11 protein-coding genes and 1 pseudogene are annotated in these 16,771 nt (G+C 59.0%); 6 read left to right on the top strand and 6 right to left on the bottom strand.

Translation table 11 applies throughout. The features are described 5' to 3' along the window. The first annotated feature begins 89 nt into the window (after window positions 1-89). Window positions 90-1,403 carry an MFS transporter gene (locus M3668_RS08740; protein ID WP_251380455.1) on the top strand — a complete coding sequence of 438 codons (1,314 nt, stop codon included), beginning with the start codon at window positions 90-92 and terminating at the stop codon, window positions 1,401-1,403. Window positions 1,404-1,548: 145 nt separating this feature from the next. On the opposite strand, the gene M3668_RS08735 is transcribed toward M3668_RS08740, so the two are convergent. Continuing rightward, window positions 1,549-3,819, bottom strand: coding sequence for an NAD-glutamate dehydrogenase domain-containing protein (locus M3668_RS08735; RefSeq protein WP_251380454.1), 2,271 nt, complete (start codon window positions 3,817-3,819; stop codon window positions 1,549-1,551). A 385-nt stretch (window positions 3,820-4,204) separates the two neighbouring features. Here M3668_RS08735 and M3668_RS08730 point away from each other — a divergent pair, with 385 nt between their 5' ends. Together M3668_RS08730 and M3668_RS08725 are read left to right on the top strand one after the other, a co-directional pair. After that, window positions 4,205-9,100 carry an NAD-glutamate dehydrogenase gene (locus M3668_RS08730; protein ID WP_251380453.1) on the top strand — a complete coding sequence of 1,632 codons (4,896 nt, stop codon included), beginning with the start codon at window positions 4,205-4,207 and terminating at the stop codon, window positions 9,098-9,100. 244 nt (window positions 9,101-9,344) lie between these two features. Further along, window positions 9,345-9,774, top strand: a pseudogene (locus tag M3668_RS08725) (DUF2177 family protein). A gap of 124 nt (window positions 9,775-9,898) precedes the next feature. Here the strand turns inward: M3668_RS08725 and M3668_RS08720 are convergent. Together M3668_RS08720 and M3668_RS08715 are read right to left on the bottom strand one after the other, a co-directional pair. Then, complete coding sequence (locus tag M3668_RS08720) at window positions 9,899-10,360, bottom strand: GyrI-like domain-containing protein (RefSeq protein ID WP_251380451.1); 462 nt, start codon at window positions 10,358-10,360, stop codon at window positions 9,899-9,901. Between the two features lie 56 nt (window positions 10,361-10,416). After that, entirely contained in the window at window positions 10,417-11,064 is a 648-nt protein-coding gene (locus tag M3668_RS08715) for an arsenic metallochaperone ArsD family protein (RefSeq protein WP_251380450.1), read from the bottom strand. Window positions 11,065-11,242: 178 nt separating this feature from the next. Between M3668_RS08715 and M3668_RS08710 the strand changes: the two genes are divergently transcribed. Next, window positions 11,243-12,019, top strand: a complete 777-nt coding sequence (locus M3668_RS08710) for a MerR family transcriptional regulator (protein WP_251380449.1) — start codon at window positions 11,243-11,245, stop codon at window positions 12,017-12,019. Between the two features lie 93 nt (window positions 12,020-12,112). Here the strand turns inward: M3668_RS08710 and M3668_RS08705 are convergent, their stop codons facing one another. The 3 genes from M3668_RS08705 to M3668_RS08695 all read right to left on the bottom strand — a co-directional run bounded on the left by M3668_RS08705 (window position 12,113) and on the right by M3668_RS08695 (window position 13,977). Further along, window positions 12,113-12,847: a hypothetical protein gene (locus tag M3668_RS08705; protein ID WP_251380448.1), complete on the bottom strand. Its 735-nt coding sequence runs from the start codon at window positions 12,845-12,847 to the stop codon at window positions 12,113-12,115. Between the two features lie 10 nt (window positions 12,848-12,857). Beyond that, complete coding sequence (locus M3668_RS08700; protein ID WP_251380447.1) at window positions 12,858-13,187, bottom strand: PadR family transcriptional regulator; 330 nt, start codon at window positions 13,185-13,187, stop codon at window positions 12,858-12,860. Between the two features lie 100 nt (window positions 13,188-13,287). Then, window positions 13,288-13,977, bottom strand: coding sequence for a TetR/AcrR family transcriptional regulator (locus tag M3668_RS08695; RefSeq protein WP_251380446.1), 690 nt, complete (start codon window positions 13,975-13,977; stop codon window positions 13,288-13,290). Between the two features lie 140 nt (window positions 13,978-14,117). On the opposite strand from M3668_RS08695, the gene M3668_RS08690 reads away from it, so the two are divergent. Next, window positions 14,118-15,542, top strand: coding sequence for a flavin monoamine oxidase family protein (locus M3668_RS08690; RefSeq protein ID WP_251380445.1), 1,425 nt, complete (start codon window positions 14,118-14,120; stop codon window positions 15,540-15,542). Between the two features lie 190 nt (window positions 15,543-15,732). Continuing rightward, the gene (locus M3668_RS08685) at window positions 15,733-16,629 is read left to right on the top strand and encodes a universal stress protein (RefSeq protein ID WP_251380444.1); all 897 of its coding nucleotides are present in this window, start codon (window positions 15,733-15,735) and stop codon (window positions 16,627-16,629) included. The last annotated feature ends 142 nt before the right edge of the window (window positions 16,630-16,771 follow it).

Here is a 16,771-nt window from a genome sequence, read left to right as displayed (position 1 = left end):
CTCGGCCATAGAGTAGCGCCTATGTTCGCACAGTGTCACCCGGCAGGTGCTGACAAGCCCTAACACACACTTTGATACCGGGAGTCACCATGAGTGCACTAGCCCAGCAGAAATCGCCGCGCCGAGCCGCCTTGGCCTCCTGGATCGGCTCTGCCCTGGAATACTACGATTTCGCGGTGTTTGGCACTGCGGCTGCCCTGGTGCTGGGGCCTATCTTCTTCCCCGATGATTCGGACGCTGCGGGCATTCTCAAATCCATGATGGTGCTGGGCGTTGCCTACGTGGTGCGTCCCCTAGGTGCCCTGCTCATGGGGCCGCTAGGAGATCGGTTTGGGCGGAAGTTCGTGCTCATGCTGACCCTCTTCATGATGGGTGTCGCTACCTTCGCCATCGGCTGCTTGCCCACCTATGACCAGGCGGGCATTGTTGCACCCATCTTGCTGGTGCTCTGCCGCGTGTTGCAGGGGCTCTCGGCATCCGGTGAGCAGGCCAGCGCTATCTCCATGTCCCTGGAGCACTCCCATGACCATCAGCGAGCCTTTACTACCTCCTGGACGCTACACGGCACCCAGTTCGGCTCCCTGCTGGCTACCGCCGTCTTCCTACCTTTCGCAGCTCTACCCGAAGAGCAGTTACTGAGCTGGGGATGGCGCGTCCCCTTCTGGCTCTCAGCCTTTGTGGTGGTCGCTGCCTGGATTATTCGCCGCCGTCTCGAAGAGGCCCCGCGTTTCACTGAAACCCGCGAACAAGCTGTGGTGTCCGTACACCGTGTGACTCCGCTGGGCCAGGTTTTCTCCAGCCACAAGCGCGCGGTCATCACCGTAGCCCTCTGCGCCATGGTTAACACCGTCAACATGGTTTTCACCACCTTCTCCATCTCCTTTGCCACCAAGGGCCACGGCATCGAATCCTCCACTATGCTCTGGGTGCCCATCGCCTCTAACGGGCTCAGCCTCCTAGCCATACCCCTGTGGGCGCTTCTGGCAGACAAAGTGGGCCGCAAGCCCATCTTTGCTGCCGGAGCCCTGGTCGCTGGCGGGCTCATGTTCCCCTACCTGCATGCCATCACCGAAGGAAATATTCCCCTGGTCTTCATTTTCGGGGTACTGATGCACGGCGCTTTCTACTCTATGGCCAACGGTATTTGGCCCTCTTTCTACGGCGAAATGTTCCCCACCGCAGTACGCGTGACCGGCCTAGCCCTGGGAACCCAAATCGGGTTTGCCCTCTCCGGAGGTATTGCACCTGCAGCTGCTACAGCCCTTGCCGGGGATAATCTCGCCAGCTGGGTTGGTCCTGCCGCCTTTACCGCCGCGATGGCACTCCTTGCCAGCCTGGTTGCCCTGAACACCCGTGAAACTGGCAAGCTCACCCTGGTCGATATCGATAACACTAAGAGCTAAGCGACATCTCGCTGACCGGGGTAAGGACGTCAATCCGCGGCGTCCTTGCCTCATTAATAAAGCCCCTATCAGCAAAATACCCCCGCCCGCCCCGAATAAACGGGGACAGTCAGGGGGTATTTTTAGAGAGATAGTGCCGGGCAGGTTAGCTTAGCTTCTGATCAATCAGCGCTCGCAGAGCCTGTGCGCCTTCTACCCATGCCTCAAAATCGCCGTTACTTTCAATATCGGGGATACCGATTTCAAGGCGAGCAGCGCGGAAGGCGCGGGCTACATCGTTGACCGACGCGCCGTGCTTCTTCTGCATCTCATAGACAAAGCTAATGCCGGAGTGGTTAATCATGCGGTTTGCTGCGCGGGTAGCAATAATCTCGCTACGTAGCGGGTGCTTATCAAAGTGGTGGCCGAACTTCTCGGTTGCTGCTGCCGGGAAGTAGTCGGCAAGTACATCGCTGAGTTCCAGGTCTGGTTCGTTAGCGTAACCGCTTTCTACCAGAGCCTGGGCCAGGTCAATCTTGGCGTAGGCAACCAGCACGGACAGCTCGGGGCTGGTCAGTGGCACGTTTGCCTCCACCCGGTCCGCTAGCTCCTCATCCGAAGGTAGGAGCTCTACCTCGCGGTTCAGGTGCACGGTTTCGGTCAGGTGGTCCATGAATTCGCCGGCGATTTCGTCGGTGCCAAAGACACCGCAACGCTCTGCCTGAAGCAGTACGTTCTGTTCCAGGTTGGAACGCAGCACGCGCTGCCCCACCTCTTCTACCTGGTCAGCAATAAAGTCGGGGCGGTCTGAGGCACTAAATTCGCCTGCTTCAATCGCCAGATTCATCAGAATCTTGAGGTTAACCTCGCGGTCAGAGGTCTCCACACCGGCTGAGTTATCGATAGCGTCAGTGTTGACCAGGATGCCACCTGCTGCAGCCTCGATACGAGCACGCTGGGTCAGGCCCAGGTTGCCGCCCTCCGAAATGACGCGCACGCGCAGCTCGGGTGCGGTAATACGCAGGTGGTCGTTGGAGGAGTCTCCTGCGTCCTTGTTGGTCTCGCCGGTTTCGCGCACGTAAGTGCCGGTGCCGCCGGTGTAGAGCAAGTCAACGGGTGCTTTGAGCAGGGCAATGATTAGCTCGTCAGCGGTGAGGGTTTCTGCGCTGTTGGCCTCAAGGGCCAGGGCTTCGCGTACCTCAGCGGATACCGGGATCTCGGTGTCCCAACGGGAGAAGACGCCACCGCCTGCCGAGATCAGCTCGGTGTTGTAGTCGGTCCAGTAGGCGCGGGGCAGCTCAAAGAGGCGCTTGCGCTCAGCCAAGGAGGTAGCGGCATCCGGGTTGGGGTCCAGGAAGATGTGGCGGGAGTCGAAGGCGCCGATGAGGCGGATGTGCTCGGACAGCAGAGCACCGTTACCAAAGACGTCGCCCGCCATGCCGCCAATGCCGACCATGGTGAACTCTTCAGCCTGAGCGTCGTGCTGCTGGGCAGCAAAGTGGCGCTTGACGGACTCCCATGCGCCGCGGGCGGTGATGCCCATTTCCTTGTGATCAAAGCCGATTGATCCGCCGGAGGCAAAAGCATCGCCTAGCCAGAAGCCGTTATCTACGGAGATGCCGTTGGCGATATCTGAGAAGGTTGCGGTGCCCTTATCGGCAGCAACCACCAGGTAGTGGTCATTGTCGTCCAAAGCCACCACGTGATCGGGGCGAACAATCTTGGGGTGCCCGCCCTCGGTGACCAGGTTGTCGGTGACATCCAGTAGAGACTGGATGAAGAGGCGGTAGGCGGCAACGCCCCTCTCGTTATACTTTTCCTGCTCAGCGTCGCGATCAGGCAGGTTCTTGGGCACAAAACCGCCCTTTGAACCGGTGGGGATAATAACCGCGTTTTTGGTGACCTGAGCCTTAACCAGGCCCAGCACCTCGGTGCGGAAGTCCTCGGGGCGATCAGACCAGCGCAGACCGCCGCGGGCCACCTTACCAAAGCGCAGGTGCACACCCTCAACAGTGTCTGCTTCTACAAAGATTTCAAACAGGGGCCTGGGGAGGGGGGCGAAGGAAACATCGCGGGTGCTAATTTTGAGAGCCAGAGACTCCTTGCCCTGATAAGCGTTGGTGCGAACAGTGGCAAGCACTACTTCTAGTAGGCGGGAGAAGTATGTCTTGGTATCAGCGTCGGTCAGTGCATCAATATCGACTTGGGCGCTGGCAGCAGCCTTGCGCTGGGCGGCGCGGCGTTCCTCCGCTTCGCCGCCGCGGGCTGGGTCAAAGCCAGTTTCGAAGACATCAACGATTGTCGCAGCGAGGGCGGGATTCTGGGCAACTGCCTGGTCAGTAACAGCCTGGGGGAAGCCCGCACCGAGTTGAATCAGGTAGCGGGAGTAAGCGTAGAGAACTTTCTCTGAAAGTTCGGCGTGGGGTGAGGCTGACAAAAGGGGCCCTTCCTCTATGGCGCGTTGATAGCGCGCGACGTCTAGAAGTCCCAGCATAAAATAGAAGTAACCCCAAGTAGAAGCGCTTCTCTAAAATATGAGATGAAGCGTCTCGCGAAAATTACCAGCTCAAGAATGAGGAACGTGTGCACAATCCAAGGAGAGTGCCTGTTTTAAATAGACAGGTTAGGGCTGGCTTGTTGTGGCAAAATATGGTGGGTGCATAGGGTGAGGGGGCCCCTTTCTGGCATTTGATAAACCCCTCCTTCTGGGTGGTGTTGTAGTTCACCAAACCTAAAGCGGGGTCTACTATTAAGGATGAGGCACGCACTGTTGCGTCCAGATGTCACAAAGACGTGATTAGAAGACAGCGAAAGGTAACCCCTTGCTTACGAACACTCGTTCACCCCAGTGGTCCGGCTCCGAAAGCTGGATTAACGATTACTACCTCCACAGCTCAGCTGAAGAATTAGAAGGTATGACCAGCGAGGAGCTGACCAGCCTCGCACAGACCCACCGCGAACTTGCTGCTAAGCGTCAGCCTGGCGAAGCACTGGTCACCGTGCACAATACCGATGCCGGTAGCACCCTGCTGGTCGTTGTTGATGACACCAGCTTCCTGGTTTCATCCATCACCGCCCAAATTGCCGCCCAGTGGGGTGGTATCTCGGGTCTGATTCACCCCACCTTCTTGGTAGCCCGTAATGACGAGGGAGAGATTACCAGCCTGGCCGGCGCCGGCTTCGATCAGCCCGTTGCCAGCGGCGATACCGCCGTTATGCCCCGGATCGACCAGAACAAGGGTGACTCGCGCGGAACCATCATCGAATCCTGGATTGCAGTGCAACTTACCAGCCGCCTCAATGAGGAAGCCGGCTCAACCCTCGAAGAGGAAATCCAGGCAGTATTAGTGGACGTACGCCGTGCCTCCCGCGACAGTGACGCCATGGCCAGCCGCGTGCTCGATATCGCTGACCGTCTCACCGAACTCTCGGGAGTGACCCTGGGTGGGTCCGAGCATTACACCGGGGAATTGAACTCAGAAACCGACCCCGCTACCCGTGTGGAATCCGTACAGGAGTTTTTGCGCTGGCTGACCCGCGGTAACTTCCTCTTCATGGGCGTCAAGGAGCGCGACCTCTCAGAGCGCGCTGACCAACTGGTGCTTAGCGACCGTCTGGGTAGCGCCCTGGGCATCCTGGCTGCCACGGAGGGCAATGAACCCACCGTGCTCACAGGGCTAGGGCTACATAACGCCCGCGAACCCAAACCCCTCTATGTCACCAAGGCTAACTCTCGCTCCACCGTGCACCGCCACGAATACCTGGATTACATTGGGGTGCGCGACTTTGACCGCTCTGGCGCCATCGTGGGGGAGTACGTCATCCTAGGCCTCTTCTCCCGCCAGGCCTACGCTCTACCGGCGGTTGAAACCCCCATCGTGCGTGAGCGTATTGCCATTATGCGACGCCACCTGGGCTATCAACCCGGATCTCACTCTGATAAAACTATGGCTGGCATCATCGAGGACTACCCCCGCTTGGAGCTCCTGCATGCTGACCTTGATGAACTAACCGAAACCTTCCGCGGCATCATGGGTCTGGAAGAGCGTCGCACCACCCGCCTCTTCCTGCGCCCCGACGCCTTTGGTCGTTTCGTGTCCGCCACCGTCTTTCTACCCCGCGACCGCTACAACACCCTGGTACGCCAGCGTCTTGAAAAGGTTTTCCACGAATTCTTAGATATCGAGAGCCTAGACTTTGACGTATACCTCTCTACTTCATCGCTGGCCCGCATTTTCTTCCGTCTGCGCCTGAGCGATCCCAACGTGATACCCACGGTGGACGTTCGCCCTATTGAACGTCGCCTGCAGGAAGCCACCCGCTCCTGGGGTGAGGCTACCGCCGCTGCCGTTGAAGATACCTTCACCCAGCAGGGTCAGGAGCCGGCATTGGGCCGCGCCGCAGCGTCCGACTGGGCAGAAGCTGTGCCTGGCACCTACCGCGCTGACTACGAAGTGGAGAACGCGGTAGAGGACATCGCGATTTTTGAGTCCCTGACCGAAACCAAGCCGGCTGCTGTGCGTTGTGCAGAGGGGGACGGCGAAACCCGCCTCAAGACCTACCTCTCTGACGCCCACACCCTCACCGAGCTGTTGCCGGTCATGCAGAACATGGGCATGGTCGTGGTGGATCAGAAGCCCTACGACATCACCCCCGCTGATGGACGCTCCTTCCTGCTCTACGACTTCGGCGTCACCCTGCCCGAGGGGGTAGTGCCCGACGAGGTAGCTGACCTCTACGAGGACGCACTGAACGCCTACCTGCTGGGCAAGCGCGAATCGGATAGCCTGGACCGTCTCATTCTGGCTGAAAAGCTGTCGTGGGAGCAGGTTCGTATCTTCCGTGCCTACACCCACTACCTGCTGCAGCTGGGCCGCGGCTTCACCGCCGAGTTCATGTCAGACACCTTACTGGACTACCCCAAGGCAACCGCCCTGCTGGCCCGCTACTTTGATGTCAGCTTCAACCCCGCAGCCGATTTCGATAGCCAGGACGCCCGTGAGCAAGCCCGCGAGGACGTCTGGGCTCAGCTGGGAGTGGTGCTAGATGCCATTCCCACCCTGGACGTTGACCGCTTCATGCGCTCCCTGGCAACTGTCATGGCAGCCACCCTGCGCACCAACGCCTACATGGGCCGTGACTCCCTGGCGCTCAAGGTCTCACCCCAGCAGATCGACTTCGCACCTTTGCCCCGCCCCCTCTACGAAATCTTCGTTTACTCCCGCCGGGTTGAGGGCGTCCACCTACGCTTCGGCTCCATAGCCCGCGGTGGTCTGCGCTGGTCTGACCGCCGCGAGGACTTCCGCACCGAGGTCTTAGGTCTGGTTAAGGCGCAAATGGTCAAGAATGCCGTCATTATTCCGACCGGCGCCAAGGGCGGCTTCTACCCTAAGCAACTACCCAACCCCGCCCTAGACCGCGACGCCTGGATCAACGAGGGCCGTGAATCCTATAAGGTCTTCATCCGCTCTTTGCTGGATGTCACTGATAACCTCTCGGTAGCAGCTGACGGCACCGAAACCGTCGTCCGCCCCGAAGGCGTGCTGGCCCGCGACGGAGACGACTACTACCTGGTCGTAGCAGCCGATAAGGGCACCGCCTCCTTCTCGGATACCGCCAACGCCATCAGCGCCGAATACGACTTCTGGCTGGGCGACGCCTTCGCCTCCGGTGGCTCAGTGGGCTACGACCACAAGGCCATGGGCATTACCGCCCGCGGCGCCTGGGAGTCCGTCAAGCGTCACTTCGCTGAGCTAGGCATTGACTGCCAGCACGAAGAGTTTACCGCCGTTGGTATTGGCGACATGAGTGGCGACGTCTTCGGCAACGGCCTCATGCGCTCGCGCCCCACCCGCCTAGTGGCAGCCTTCGACCACCGCGACATCTTCCTAGACCCCGCCCCGGACGCCGAGGCGTCCTTTGAAGAGCGCGTGCGTCTCTACAAGTTACCCCGCTCGTCCTGGCAGGACTACAACCCCGAGCTCATCTCAGAAGGCGGCGGCGTCTACTCCCGTGGCGCCAAGTCCATCCCCGTTTCAGATCAGGTACGTGAAGTTCTGGGGCTAGACGAGGGCGTCACCGAAATGTCACCGCCCGAGCTGCTCTCAGCCATCCTCAAGGCACCCGTAGACCTGCTCTACAACGGTGGCATCGGCACCTACGTCAAGGGGTCTACCGAGACTCATGCTGAAGTAGGCGATAAAGCCAATGACCCCATCCGCGTGGACGGCGCAGACCTGCGTGCCCGCATCGTGGGTGAAGGTGGCAACCTCGGCTTCACCCAGCTAGGCCGTATCGAGGCAGCTCGCAAGGGTATCATCATCAACACCGACGCCATTGATAACTCCGCCGGTGTAGAAACCTCTGACCGCGAGGTCAACATCAAGATTCTGGTGGACCGCCTGGTGGCTCACGGTGAGCTGTCCGGCGAGGAACGTGCCAGCTTTATTGAGGCTCAGCGTGAGGACGTTGGGGCGCAGGTACTGGAGACCAACCGCCGCCAGAACGTGCTGCTGCAGGCTGAGCGTCACGGGGTCATTCCCGGGGTTGAGGGCTACATCCGCCTCATGCACGACCTGGAAAAGAATGCCGGGCTTAACCGCGAGGTGGAGTTCCTGCCCACCGATGAGACCATCCGTGAGCGCTACGAAGCGACTCAGGAAACCCTCAACGGCCCAGAGCTGTCCGTGCTGGCAGCCTACGTGAAGATTCACTTAACCGAGCAACTAGAGGCCACCAATATTGCCGATGACCCCTACCTTGCTTGCGTCCTGACCGACTACTTCCCGCCTGCCCTGGTGGAGCGTTTCGGTCAGCACCTAGAAACCCACCCGTTGCGCAAGCAGATCATCTGCACCCGCGTTGCCAACGAAATTGTAGATCTTGCCGGTATTACCCACGTTTTCCGCGCAATTGAAGAAACCGGTGTGGGTGTCGATGCGGTAGCGCGTGCCTTCTACGTTTCACGTGAAACTTTTAATGTTGGCAAGTCCGCAAAGTTGCACCGCGACCTTCCTGCGAATATTCCCCTGGATGCTTGGCAGTCAGTCATCCGGGATTGGCAGCGTGTACTAGACCGCCTGGTGCGCTGGTTCGCTGCCGAGCGGTCAGTGGTTGTGGGCACCCCCATCGCCGCAATGATCGAACGTTTCCGCCCGGTCGCTGAGCTGCTGCCTGAGCTACCCAACTACTTTGCTGATGACACTCGCGCCCGTGTGCGTGCCCTGCGCAACCAGGCAGAAGAGTGGGGTCTGCCCGAGGAGCTGACGGTCAACTGGATCCGCGAATTTGAGGCTTTTGCTCTCATGGACGTAGTGCGTACCGCAGAGGCTCACGGGCTAGATGCCGAACTGGTTGCCCGCGTCTACTACTCGGTCTACGACCGGTTCGCGGTGGATCACCTGCTGACCATGATTTCTAAACTGCCGCGCAATGACCGCTGGGAGACCCTGGCGCGATCTTCCCTGCGCGATGATCTCTATGAAATTGCTGCATCCCTTGCACTCAAGGTGTTGCAGGAGTCTGGCGAGGGAATCGTTGCCGGTGAAGAGGGGGGCGATGAGGCCTTGGAACGCTGGATTACCGCCCATCCCGTGCGTATCAGCCACGTAGATTCAATGCTGGAAGAAATTAAGCAGACAGCCCCTGCTGCTGATGGCCGACCCCGCTTGGCTGTACTGCAGGTAGCCCTGCGTACCCTGCGCGGCGCCGTCAGCTAACCCTTGAGATAAAAGGACGCCGGCCGGTGGCTCAGTGAGCCTCCTGCCGGCGTCCTTTGTTGATCACCCGCCGGGGGAAAATAGCGCACCGGTATCTCATTCTGGAATAGAGGGATTATCAGTGAATCTATAACCGCCCTAGCGTGCAACGATAATGACAGGCGTGTAGTCAATCTTAACTGGGACTGCGAGATGCTCTCACAGGCCCTTACAAACCAGTTCAAGCACCCAAGAAGGAAGTTCCATGTCACGCAAAAAACTTACTTCACAGTGGCTAAAAGCCCTGGGCGCCGGCGCCGTTACCGCCGGAGTTGTGGACGCCGCCTGGATTGGTGGCGCAGCCCTTAAAATCTACGAGAGCAAAATCCCCCACCTCATGGCGGATAGCGTTAACGTGCTACCTGCTGCTCTCTTTTACACCGTGCACCTGGCAGGGACCAGTCCGCCCCGGCGACGAAACCCGCACCCACCTTGCTCGCCTGCGCGATGGTGCGGTGCTGGGCGTCATTGCCTGGGGAACTTTCGGCCTCACCAACGCTGCTGTGCTTGATCGATTCCCCTTGAGCATCGCCCTGGTGGACACCGTTTGGGGCGGGGTGCTGACCGGCACTGTTGCTCTTGCCGCAGGCAAAGCTACGGAAATATCACGCGCTAAAAAGTCTGAAGGCGCATAAGCGTAGTACAGAAACCCCTGTGCGCCCCTGTCAGCTAACCCCTGGTATGAAAGGACGCCGGTGGGCAGCTTATGTAGCTTGCCCACCGGCGTCTTAATCTTTGGTCTCTATACGCGATTTTGCGCTAGGCTGCCTTGACCGGCACCCAAACCTGCATCTGGTAGTCAGCGGCTGAGGGGTCACCGGGGCCGTAGGCCTCAAACACCGGGCCGTTAGGCTTGAAACCAGCCTTGGGTAAGAAGGTGCCCATCAGGTGATCCACGCCTGCCATGATGCTCATGGGCACCGGGCCTTCAACGTTGGTTACAGCGAACTCCCCGCCGTCCACCTTCAGCGCGTTGAGCCCCAGAGCCTGAGCAGTCTCAAGGTTCTCCACCAGAATGCCCGCCATATAATCGAACTGGCCGCTGGCGTTCATGCCCACAATGACGCCCATGGAATGCACCTCGGGCATCGTCACCCCACGCGCCGTAGCGTGGTCGGTCAGCTTTTTCCACAGCTCACCCATGCCAGCACCCTGCTGAACAGTCTCGCGGAAACCCGCAATAAAAAACTCATCCTTGTGCTCTATACGTGCACCAATCATGACAACTCCCTTGGAAAAAACGAAAACCTAACCTGCCTGCAGGCAGGCGCTAAAAACTACGAAGAACCACACCCGCAGGAGCCGCCACAGCAACCGCCACCGTTACCCACACCCATCATCGCCTGGGTGATAGAGACAGATGACTGAGTATCGCCCTTGACTGCTACAGATGAACCGTCGCTGGGGATTCCATCGCCAAAATCGCCACCCATGAGGTTAAGGCGGTGACCGATATCTGGCCCGCCTGCCGGCTTCTCGGTGACACCAGCTAGGACGGCAGCAAAACCAGCAGGTTCCGGAGTGGGCAGAGTGGGGGCATCGGCACCCTCACCTACAGGGCCACAAGCCGCGGCTGCCGCTGATACCTTAGGCTGCTTAACCTCTGCAAAGTGGGAAAAGCGCCGCATCTGTTCTACTGAAGGGTAGTTGAAAGACACTTTAACTTGGCCTTCTACCAACACAATGGGTAGAACTTCCCACCCGTTCATGACAATCTGGTCGGCAACCTGTGGGCAGTCAGTAAATGCTGAAGGGTAGGAATCGGTGGAATAGACGGCGATTTCTAGCCCGGCGTCAAGAAGCTCTTGCGCCTGCTCAAAGAAAGTGTTGCGGGCGACGTCCTGCGGGTCAGCAGGGTTATCACCGGCAGCAGGCACAAATACCTCAAGCGGTGTTGAGCCGATAGTGTCATTAATTTTTGCCACGAGCGCTCCTTAAAGAAGATAAAACCTACCCCACCAGCCTACAGTGCGCCGCCGGTTTCTCAGGTGTTCAGGGTGGGTGGAGGTAGCTCTCTTAAATCTAAAGTAAATATTGGTAGGAAGTAGCGCTTGACCCTCACGCCGCGTGAGCACCTAGCCTGGTAACTAGCAGGAGGAAAACATGCATCCAGATTTTTTGACCGTAGGCGAAGTTGCCCGGCTAGTAGGGGTGAGCGTCCGTACGCTACACCACTACGAGAGCGTCGGGCTGCTGGCCCCCAGCCAGCGCTCGACCAGCGGTTACCGGCTCTACTCAGCGGACGATATCGATAAACTTCACACGATTCTTGTCTACCGGGCGCTCGAATTCCCGCTGGAAAAAATTCAGCAGATTTTAGCCAGCGGCACCGCGCCCATTGAAGAACTCTTCAGCCAACGGGACCTTCTGCAAGAAAAACAGGAGCACCTACAGTCCGTGCTGGACTCGGTGCAGACAATGATTGAGGTTCACACCATGAAAAAAACCATGAGCGCGGCTGACCGCGCCAAAGCTAGTCACGCCCAGCACCGTGACGAGGCAGAAGCTGCCTACGGCAGCACTGATGCCTACCAGCAGTCAGCCCAGCGAGTTGCCGGCTTTACCGACCACGACTGGATGCGGGTTTCTGACCGCATGGACGCCTTTGAACAGGCCTGTGCTCGGGCGCTCGCAGGCGAGGTTGCCCCTGGGTCTGACGAGGCCAACAAGCTGGCCGAAGAGCATCTTAGCCTTATGCAGGACTACTTTGACTGCTCCTATAACCAGCAGGTTCTCATTGGCATGACCTATGTGAGCGACCCGCGCTTCACCGCCCACTACAACCAGCGCTCCACTGGCCTAGCTGCCTGGATCAGCGCAGCTATCAACGCCAACGCTGTCATCCACGGAGTGGATATAGATACCCCCGTCTGGCAGTAGCCTAACGGAAGAAAATCAAAGGGCGAGCCCCTGCCGCATCAACTAAACCTAGGGTGGTGCGGCAGGGGCTTCTATCTTTGTGAGGGTGGGGGCCTAGCTCAGCAGGATGAGGGTGAAGGTGGCATCCAGTAGGGCAACTAGGGGGAGCATCCAGATGCCGAGAAGCATGAGGAGACGGCTGTTGCGCGACTTGCGGTCCAGGGCCTCAGGACTCTCAAAGGGGCTGATTAATGGGTCAGTATCGGAGGAGCGGAGCTCGCGGGCAGTAGCAAAGACCGCGGTCCCCACCAATATCACCGCTGCGATCATGGTGACGCCTAAGCTGGGCAGACTCAGTAGTGCTGGCCGGTCCATGCTAGCGGCGAGGGCTCCCAATACGGCGAAGCCTGCAGCAGCGATCGCAAAAATGCTGAAACGTAGCGGTTTTTCTGCCCACCAGCGCATGGTGGAAATAGCTGCCACAGTTGCTACCAGCGCACCAACTATTGCCACCAGCGAGACGTCATTGATTGCGAAATCCTCCGAGCGTGCCCAGGCTTTGAAAGCGGCAGAGAAGATGAAGAAGGCGGCAAGACTCACCGCCGAGGTGATGATGATCGGCAGCAGGGTGGAGTCGGGTGCCCCTGCCAGACCTAGTGAGTGCGCATAGTCCTTGGGGTCACCGAAGGCCTCGTGCGGGGTCTCGCCGCTATCAGCGCAGTGAGCGTGGACGGTTTCAAGGGCGTCACCAATAGCGCTGCCGGGTACGTTGTCTAGGCGTAGTTCCACGATGAAGGGATTCACCCAGCTCTTGTGGGTGGCGATAAAGGTATCCAGTGGAGTTTTCATAGCTATTTCCTTAGTGAGTCAGGTGGGTGGTGACGGTGGTGGAGAAGGTCTGCCAAGTGACGGTGAGGGTGGCGAGTTCTTGGGTGCCGGCGTCCGTCAGGAAGAAGTATTTGCGGCCAGGCCCGCCGTCCCCTTCGCGCCACTGCACCTCAACCAGCCCGCGATTTTCTAGCCGGTTGAGCAGGGGGTAGAGGGTGCCACCTTTGATATCGCCCAGCCCGGCTTCTGCTAGTTGGGTGATGATGGCGTAGCCGTAGGTGGGGCCCTTCTCTAGGGTTTTGAGGACGCAGGTGGTGAGGAGGCCTCGGAGCCAGTCTGCGGGGTATAGTGTTGCGGTCATATCTATATAGTTACATTAACTAGTTAGTCTGTCTAGTTTGTTTGTCTATATAGTCGAAGATTTTTTGCGCGTGTCAAAGCAGGGGGTGTGAACAGGGTGGCTAGGGGAGTCTGGTGCTCAACCCGGCCAGTAGGGCTGCCAGCCCCAGTTCAAAAGCCTCATCTTGGGGTGTGTTGCCCAGTTCTGCAAACCCCTCTGCCATGGTGGGGTGACTGCTTGCGCGCTGCCCCGGATCAAAGATATCGATGGGGGCGTGAACGTCTGTGGCGGAACCTAGCAAGAAAGCTTCGAGCGCCTCTACTGTGAGTAGGGCATCTCGCGGAGTGAATCCAAAGGCAACAAAAGCGCTGGTGACCTGTTCATACATGCCCAGAGTGCCCGGGGCGTTGCGTACCGGGGTGACTGCCAGCGTTGTTACCAGGGCGGGAGAGAGGGAAAAGGCGGTGCGATAAGATCGTGCCCAGCTTGCGGTCGCTTCTACCCAGAGGTTCCGTGCTACTCTCGCCGTTAGGTCACTTGCCCTAACGCGGGCGGCGGCTTCCTGCAATTCGTGGGTACTAATACCCTGAGCGATGTGGTCTGACAGCCCTGCTAGTACTTCATCGCGCGAAGCCACGTGGTTGTAAAGCGAGGACGGGGCGACCCCCAGCTTCTTGGCCAGCTGAGACATGGTAAAGTCACCGTTTTTGGACAGTAATTCCTGTGCGGCCAGAGTGATCTTTTGGGCCGTGATAAGGGAGGCGGTGGGCCTACCTGCGGTGCGGTTTCTGGTCATTCTGGTGCCGGTCATATCTACCACCGTATAAGAAAAAATAATTTCGCCGTGCTATGACTCAACACTTCACATTTATAGTGATGTGAGATACCCTAAAACGAACGACATTCGTTTATCAGCGGTTCAGTGTCGAACCACCCAAGGAAAGGCTCCCCATGGCTCCTCAGGAAATCACCCGCGACGTCGTCATTATTGGCGCCGGCCCCGCCGGCCTCACCGCCGCCTACCGCCTCCAACAGGCAGGCCACTCCGTTGCCGTCCTCGAAGCCCGCCACCGCGTAGGCGGCCGCACCTGGAACGGCGATATCGATGGCGCCTTCATTGAAATCGGTGGCCAGTGGATATCCCCTGACCAAACCGAACTCGCAGCCCTGGTGAAAGAACTCGGCCTCACCACCTTCGACCGCTACCGCGAAGGTGACTCTATCTATAAGAACCTTGCCGGCGACGTCATCCAGTACAACGGCGACACCTTCCCCGTCGATGAAGCCACCACCGCAGAAATGCAACGCCTCATCGGACTCATGGACAAACTCACCGCAGAAGTAGACCCTGCCGCCCCCTGGGAACACCCCCGCGCCAAAGAATATGACGCCATCAGCTTCCGTGAATGGCTCAAAACCCAGACTGATAACGACGAAGCCCGCAATAACATCTCCCTCTTCATCGCTGGCGCCATGCTCACCAAGCCCGAGCACGCCTTCTCACTCCTCCAGGCTCTGTTGATGTCCTCATCTGCCGGTTCCTTCTCTCACCTGGTCGACGAAGACTTCATCCTCGACAAGCGCGTACTCGGCGGTATGCAGAAAGTCTCCCTGGGGCTGGCAGAAAAAATCGGTGACGATAACATCGTGCTTGGCCACCCCGTGCGCGTACTACGCTGGCAAGAAGAAGGCGACTACCCCGTACTGGCTGAAGCAGAAGACTTCAGCGAGGACGGCGTAGCCAACCCCGAGGGCGGCGTGAAGGTGCGCGCTCAGTACGCCATCATGGCAGTACCGCCCAACCTCTACTCCCGCGTTTCCTTCGTGCCCTCGCTGGATCGCCGTCAGCACCAGATGCACCAGCACCAGTCCCTGGGCCTGGTCATCAAAGTACACGCTGTCTATGACCGCCCCTTCTGGCGCGACCGTGGGCTTTCAGGCACCTGCTTTGCCTGCGAAAACCTGGTGCAGGAAATCTACGACAACACCAACTACGACCCCGCTACCGGCGAAGAAGAAACCCGCGGAACCCTGGTCGGCTTCATCTCGGATGAGAAAGCTGACCTCATGTTCACCCTCTCAGAAGAAGAACGCAAAACCGCTATCCTGGATGCAATGGCTGAGCTCATCGGTGAAGAAGCCAAGAACCCGGTTGCCTTCTACCTCTCTGACTGGGGAGCTGAAGAGTGGACCCGTGGTGCCTACGCCGCTTCCTATGACCTTGGTGGCCTCTCCCGCTGGGGTCAGTACCAGCATGACCCCGTAGGGCCCATACACTGGGCCTGCTCAGATATCGCCGGTGAAGGCTACCAGCATGTGGACGGCGCCGTACGCATGGGCCAGCAAGTAGCAAAGCAGCTCAGCGAAAAATTGTAAATACTCCTAGGCTTATTTAAAAGGTGCTTACCGGTCCCCGCGAGCCCCCTAACCTGTCTGCTGACCCTCTTACCTGGTTCGCAAGCTCACAAGGCAATTCACGCCAGCCCCCAGCCAGCAGGCAGGTGATGAGCTTGCTCCTCCGAGTCACCTTTTGAATAACTCTTAGAACCTGGAAGGAGCCCACCGTATGCGTTACGTTGTTGGCTACTCACCCACCGACCGCGGCCGTGATGCCCTTAACCTGGGCGTCGTGCTCGCACGCTCCCTGGGGGCGCAGCTCGATGTGGTCTACGTGCTCAAAAATGAGAACCCGCACCTCGCTGCCCCACGCAGCAACTTTGGCAGTATCCTGCGGGAACAGGCGGTAGGCTGGCTCGAAGATGCCCAGTACCTCGTGCCCACCGACCTCACGGCACGTTTTCACCTGCGTCAGGCGGAATCAACTGCCGCCGGTCTGATGGAGTTTGCCGAAGCCACTGACGCCGGGGCAATCGTCGTGGGCGGCGCAAGGACGGGTGGCTGGCTCTTCCACTCCATCGGTGCCGCCGGTAATGCCCTGCTGCACCGATCCCGCACCCCCGTCATCTTAGCGCCGCGAAACTTCGCCTCTGACGCTGACATCGAGCAGATCGACTGCGCTGTTTCCCCCGAGATTGACTCAATCTCTTTGGTGGAAGAGGCGATAGCGACTGCCAACCGCACCGGCCTGAAGGTGCGGCTAGTTTCCCTCATTGAGGGTGCAGACTCCGCGGCTGCCGCCAGTGAGGCTGAGGCGGGGGTGCGAGAGCTCATTAAGCAGTCCTCGGTCACCCTTGAAAAACCTGAGCTACTCAGCGTTACTGTGGGGCACGGGGCCACTGTGCCAGACGCCGTGCAGTCGGTTCACTGGTCACCTCAGTCCGTGCTCATGGCGGGTTCTTCTAAGCTGAGTCAGCGCGGTGAACTCTTCTTGAGCTCCAACACTGCCAAGATTCTTACCCACCTGCCCATTCCGCTGGTTGTGGTGCCGCGTGACTACTCACCCGGACGCCGCGGCTCATCTCAGCAGCCGTGGACAGGCTCAATCCCGGTGGTGGGCAAATAATTTAGCGGCCGCGCGCTATTGCGGCTAGGCCCCGCACTTTCTCTCTTCGGGTAGGCTGACCCTCTTCAGCTCCATGATGATCGGTATCTCGGTGGTAGCCTCTGCATGCTCCCTCTCTGCTGCTCTGGGCCCTGTCCCCCAG

It is taken from the genome of Rothia sp. P100 (assembly GCF_023712425.1).
GTDB lineage: Bacteria > Actinomycetota > Actinomycetes > Actinomycetales > Micrococcaceae > Rothia > Rothia endophytica.
This window is presented reverse-complemented; position numbering and strand designations above follow the sequence as displayed.

Excerpts from the sequence above, each read along its gene's own strand:
- M3668_RS08705 (WP_251380448.1), bottom strand. The coding sequence starts at position 12,847 with ATGAAAACTCCACTGGATACCTTTATCGCCACCCACAAGAGCTGGGTG.
- M3668_RS08720 (WP_251380451.1), bottom strand. The coding sequence starts at position 10,360 with ATGATTGGTGCACGTATAGAGCACAAGGATGAGTTTTTTATTGCGGGT.
- M3668_RS08685 (WP_251380444.1), top strand. The coding sequence starts at position 15,733 with ATGCGTTACGTTGTTGGCTACTCACCCACCGACCGCGGCCGTGATGCC.
- M3668_RS08690 (WP_251380445.1), top strand. The coding sequence starts at position 14,118 with ATGGCTCCTCAGGAAATCACCCGCGACGTCGTCATTATTGGCGCCGGC.
- M3668_RS08700 (WP_251380447.1), bottom strand. The coding sequence starts at position 13,187 with ATGACCGCAACACTATACCCCGCAGACTGGCTCCGAGGCCTCCTCACC.
- M3668_RS08740 (WP_251380455.1), top strand. The coding sequence starts at position 90 with ATGAGTGCACTAGCCCAGCAGAAATCGCCGCGCCGAGCCGCCTTGGCC.
- M3668_RS08710 (WP_251380449.1), top strand. The coding sequence starts at position 11,243 with ATGCATCCAGATTTTTTGACCGTAGGCGAAGTTGCCCGGCTAGTAGGG.
- M3668_RS08695 (WP_251380446.1), bottom strand. The coding sequence starts at position 13,977 with ATGACCGGCACCAGAATGACCAGAAACCGCACCGCAGGTAGGCCCACC.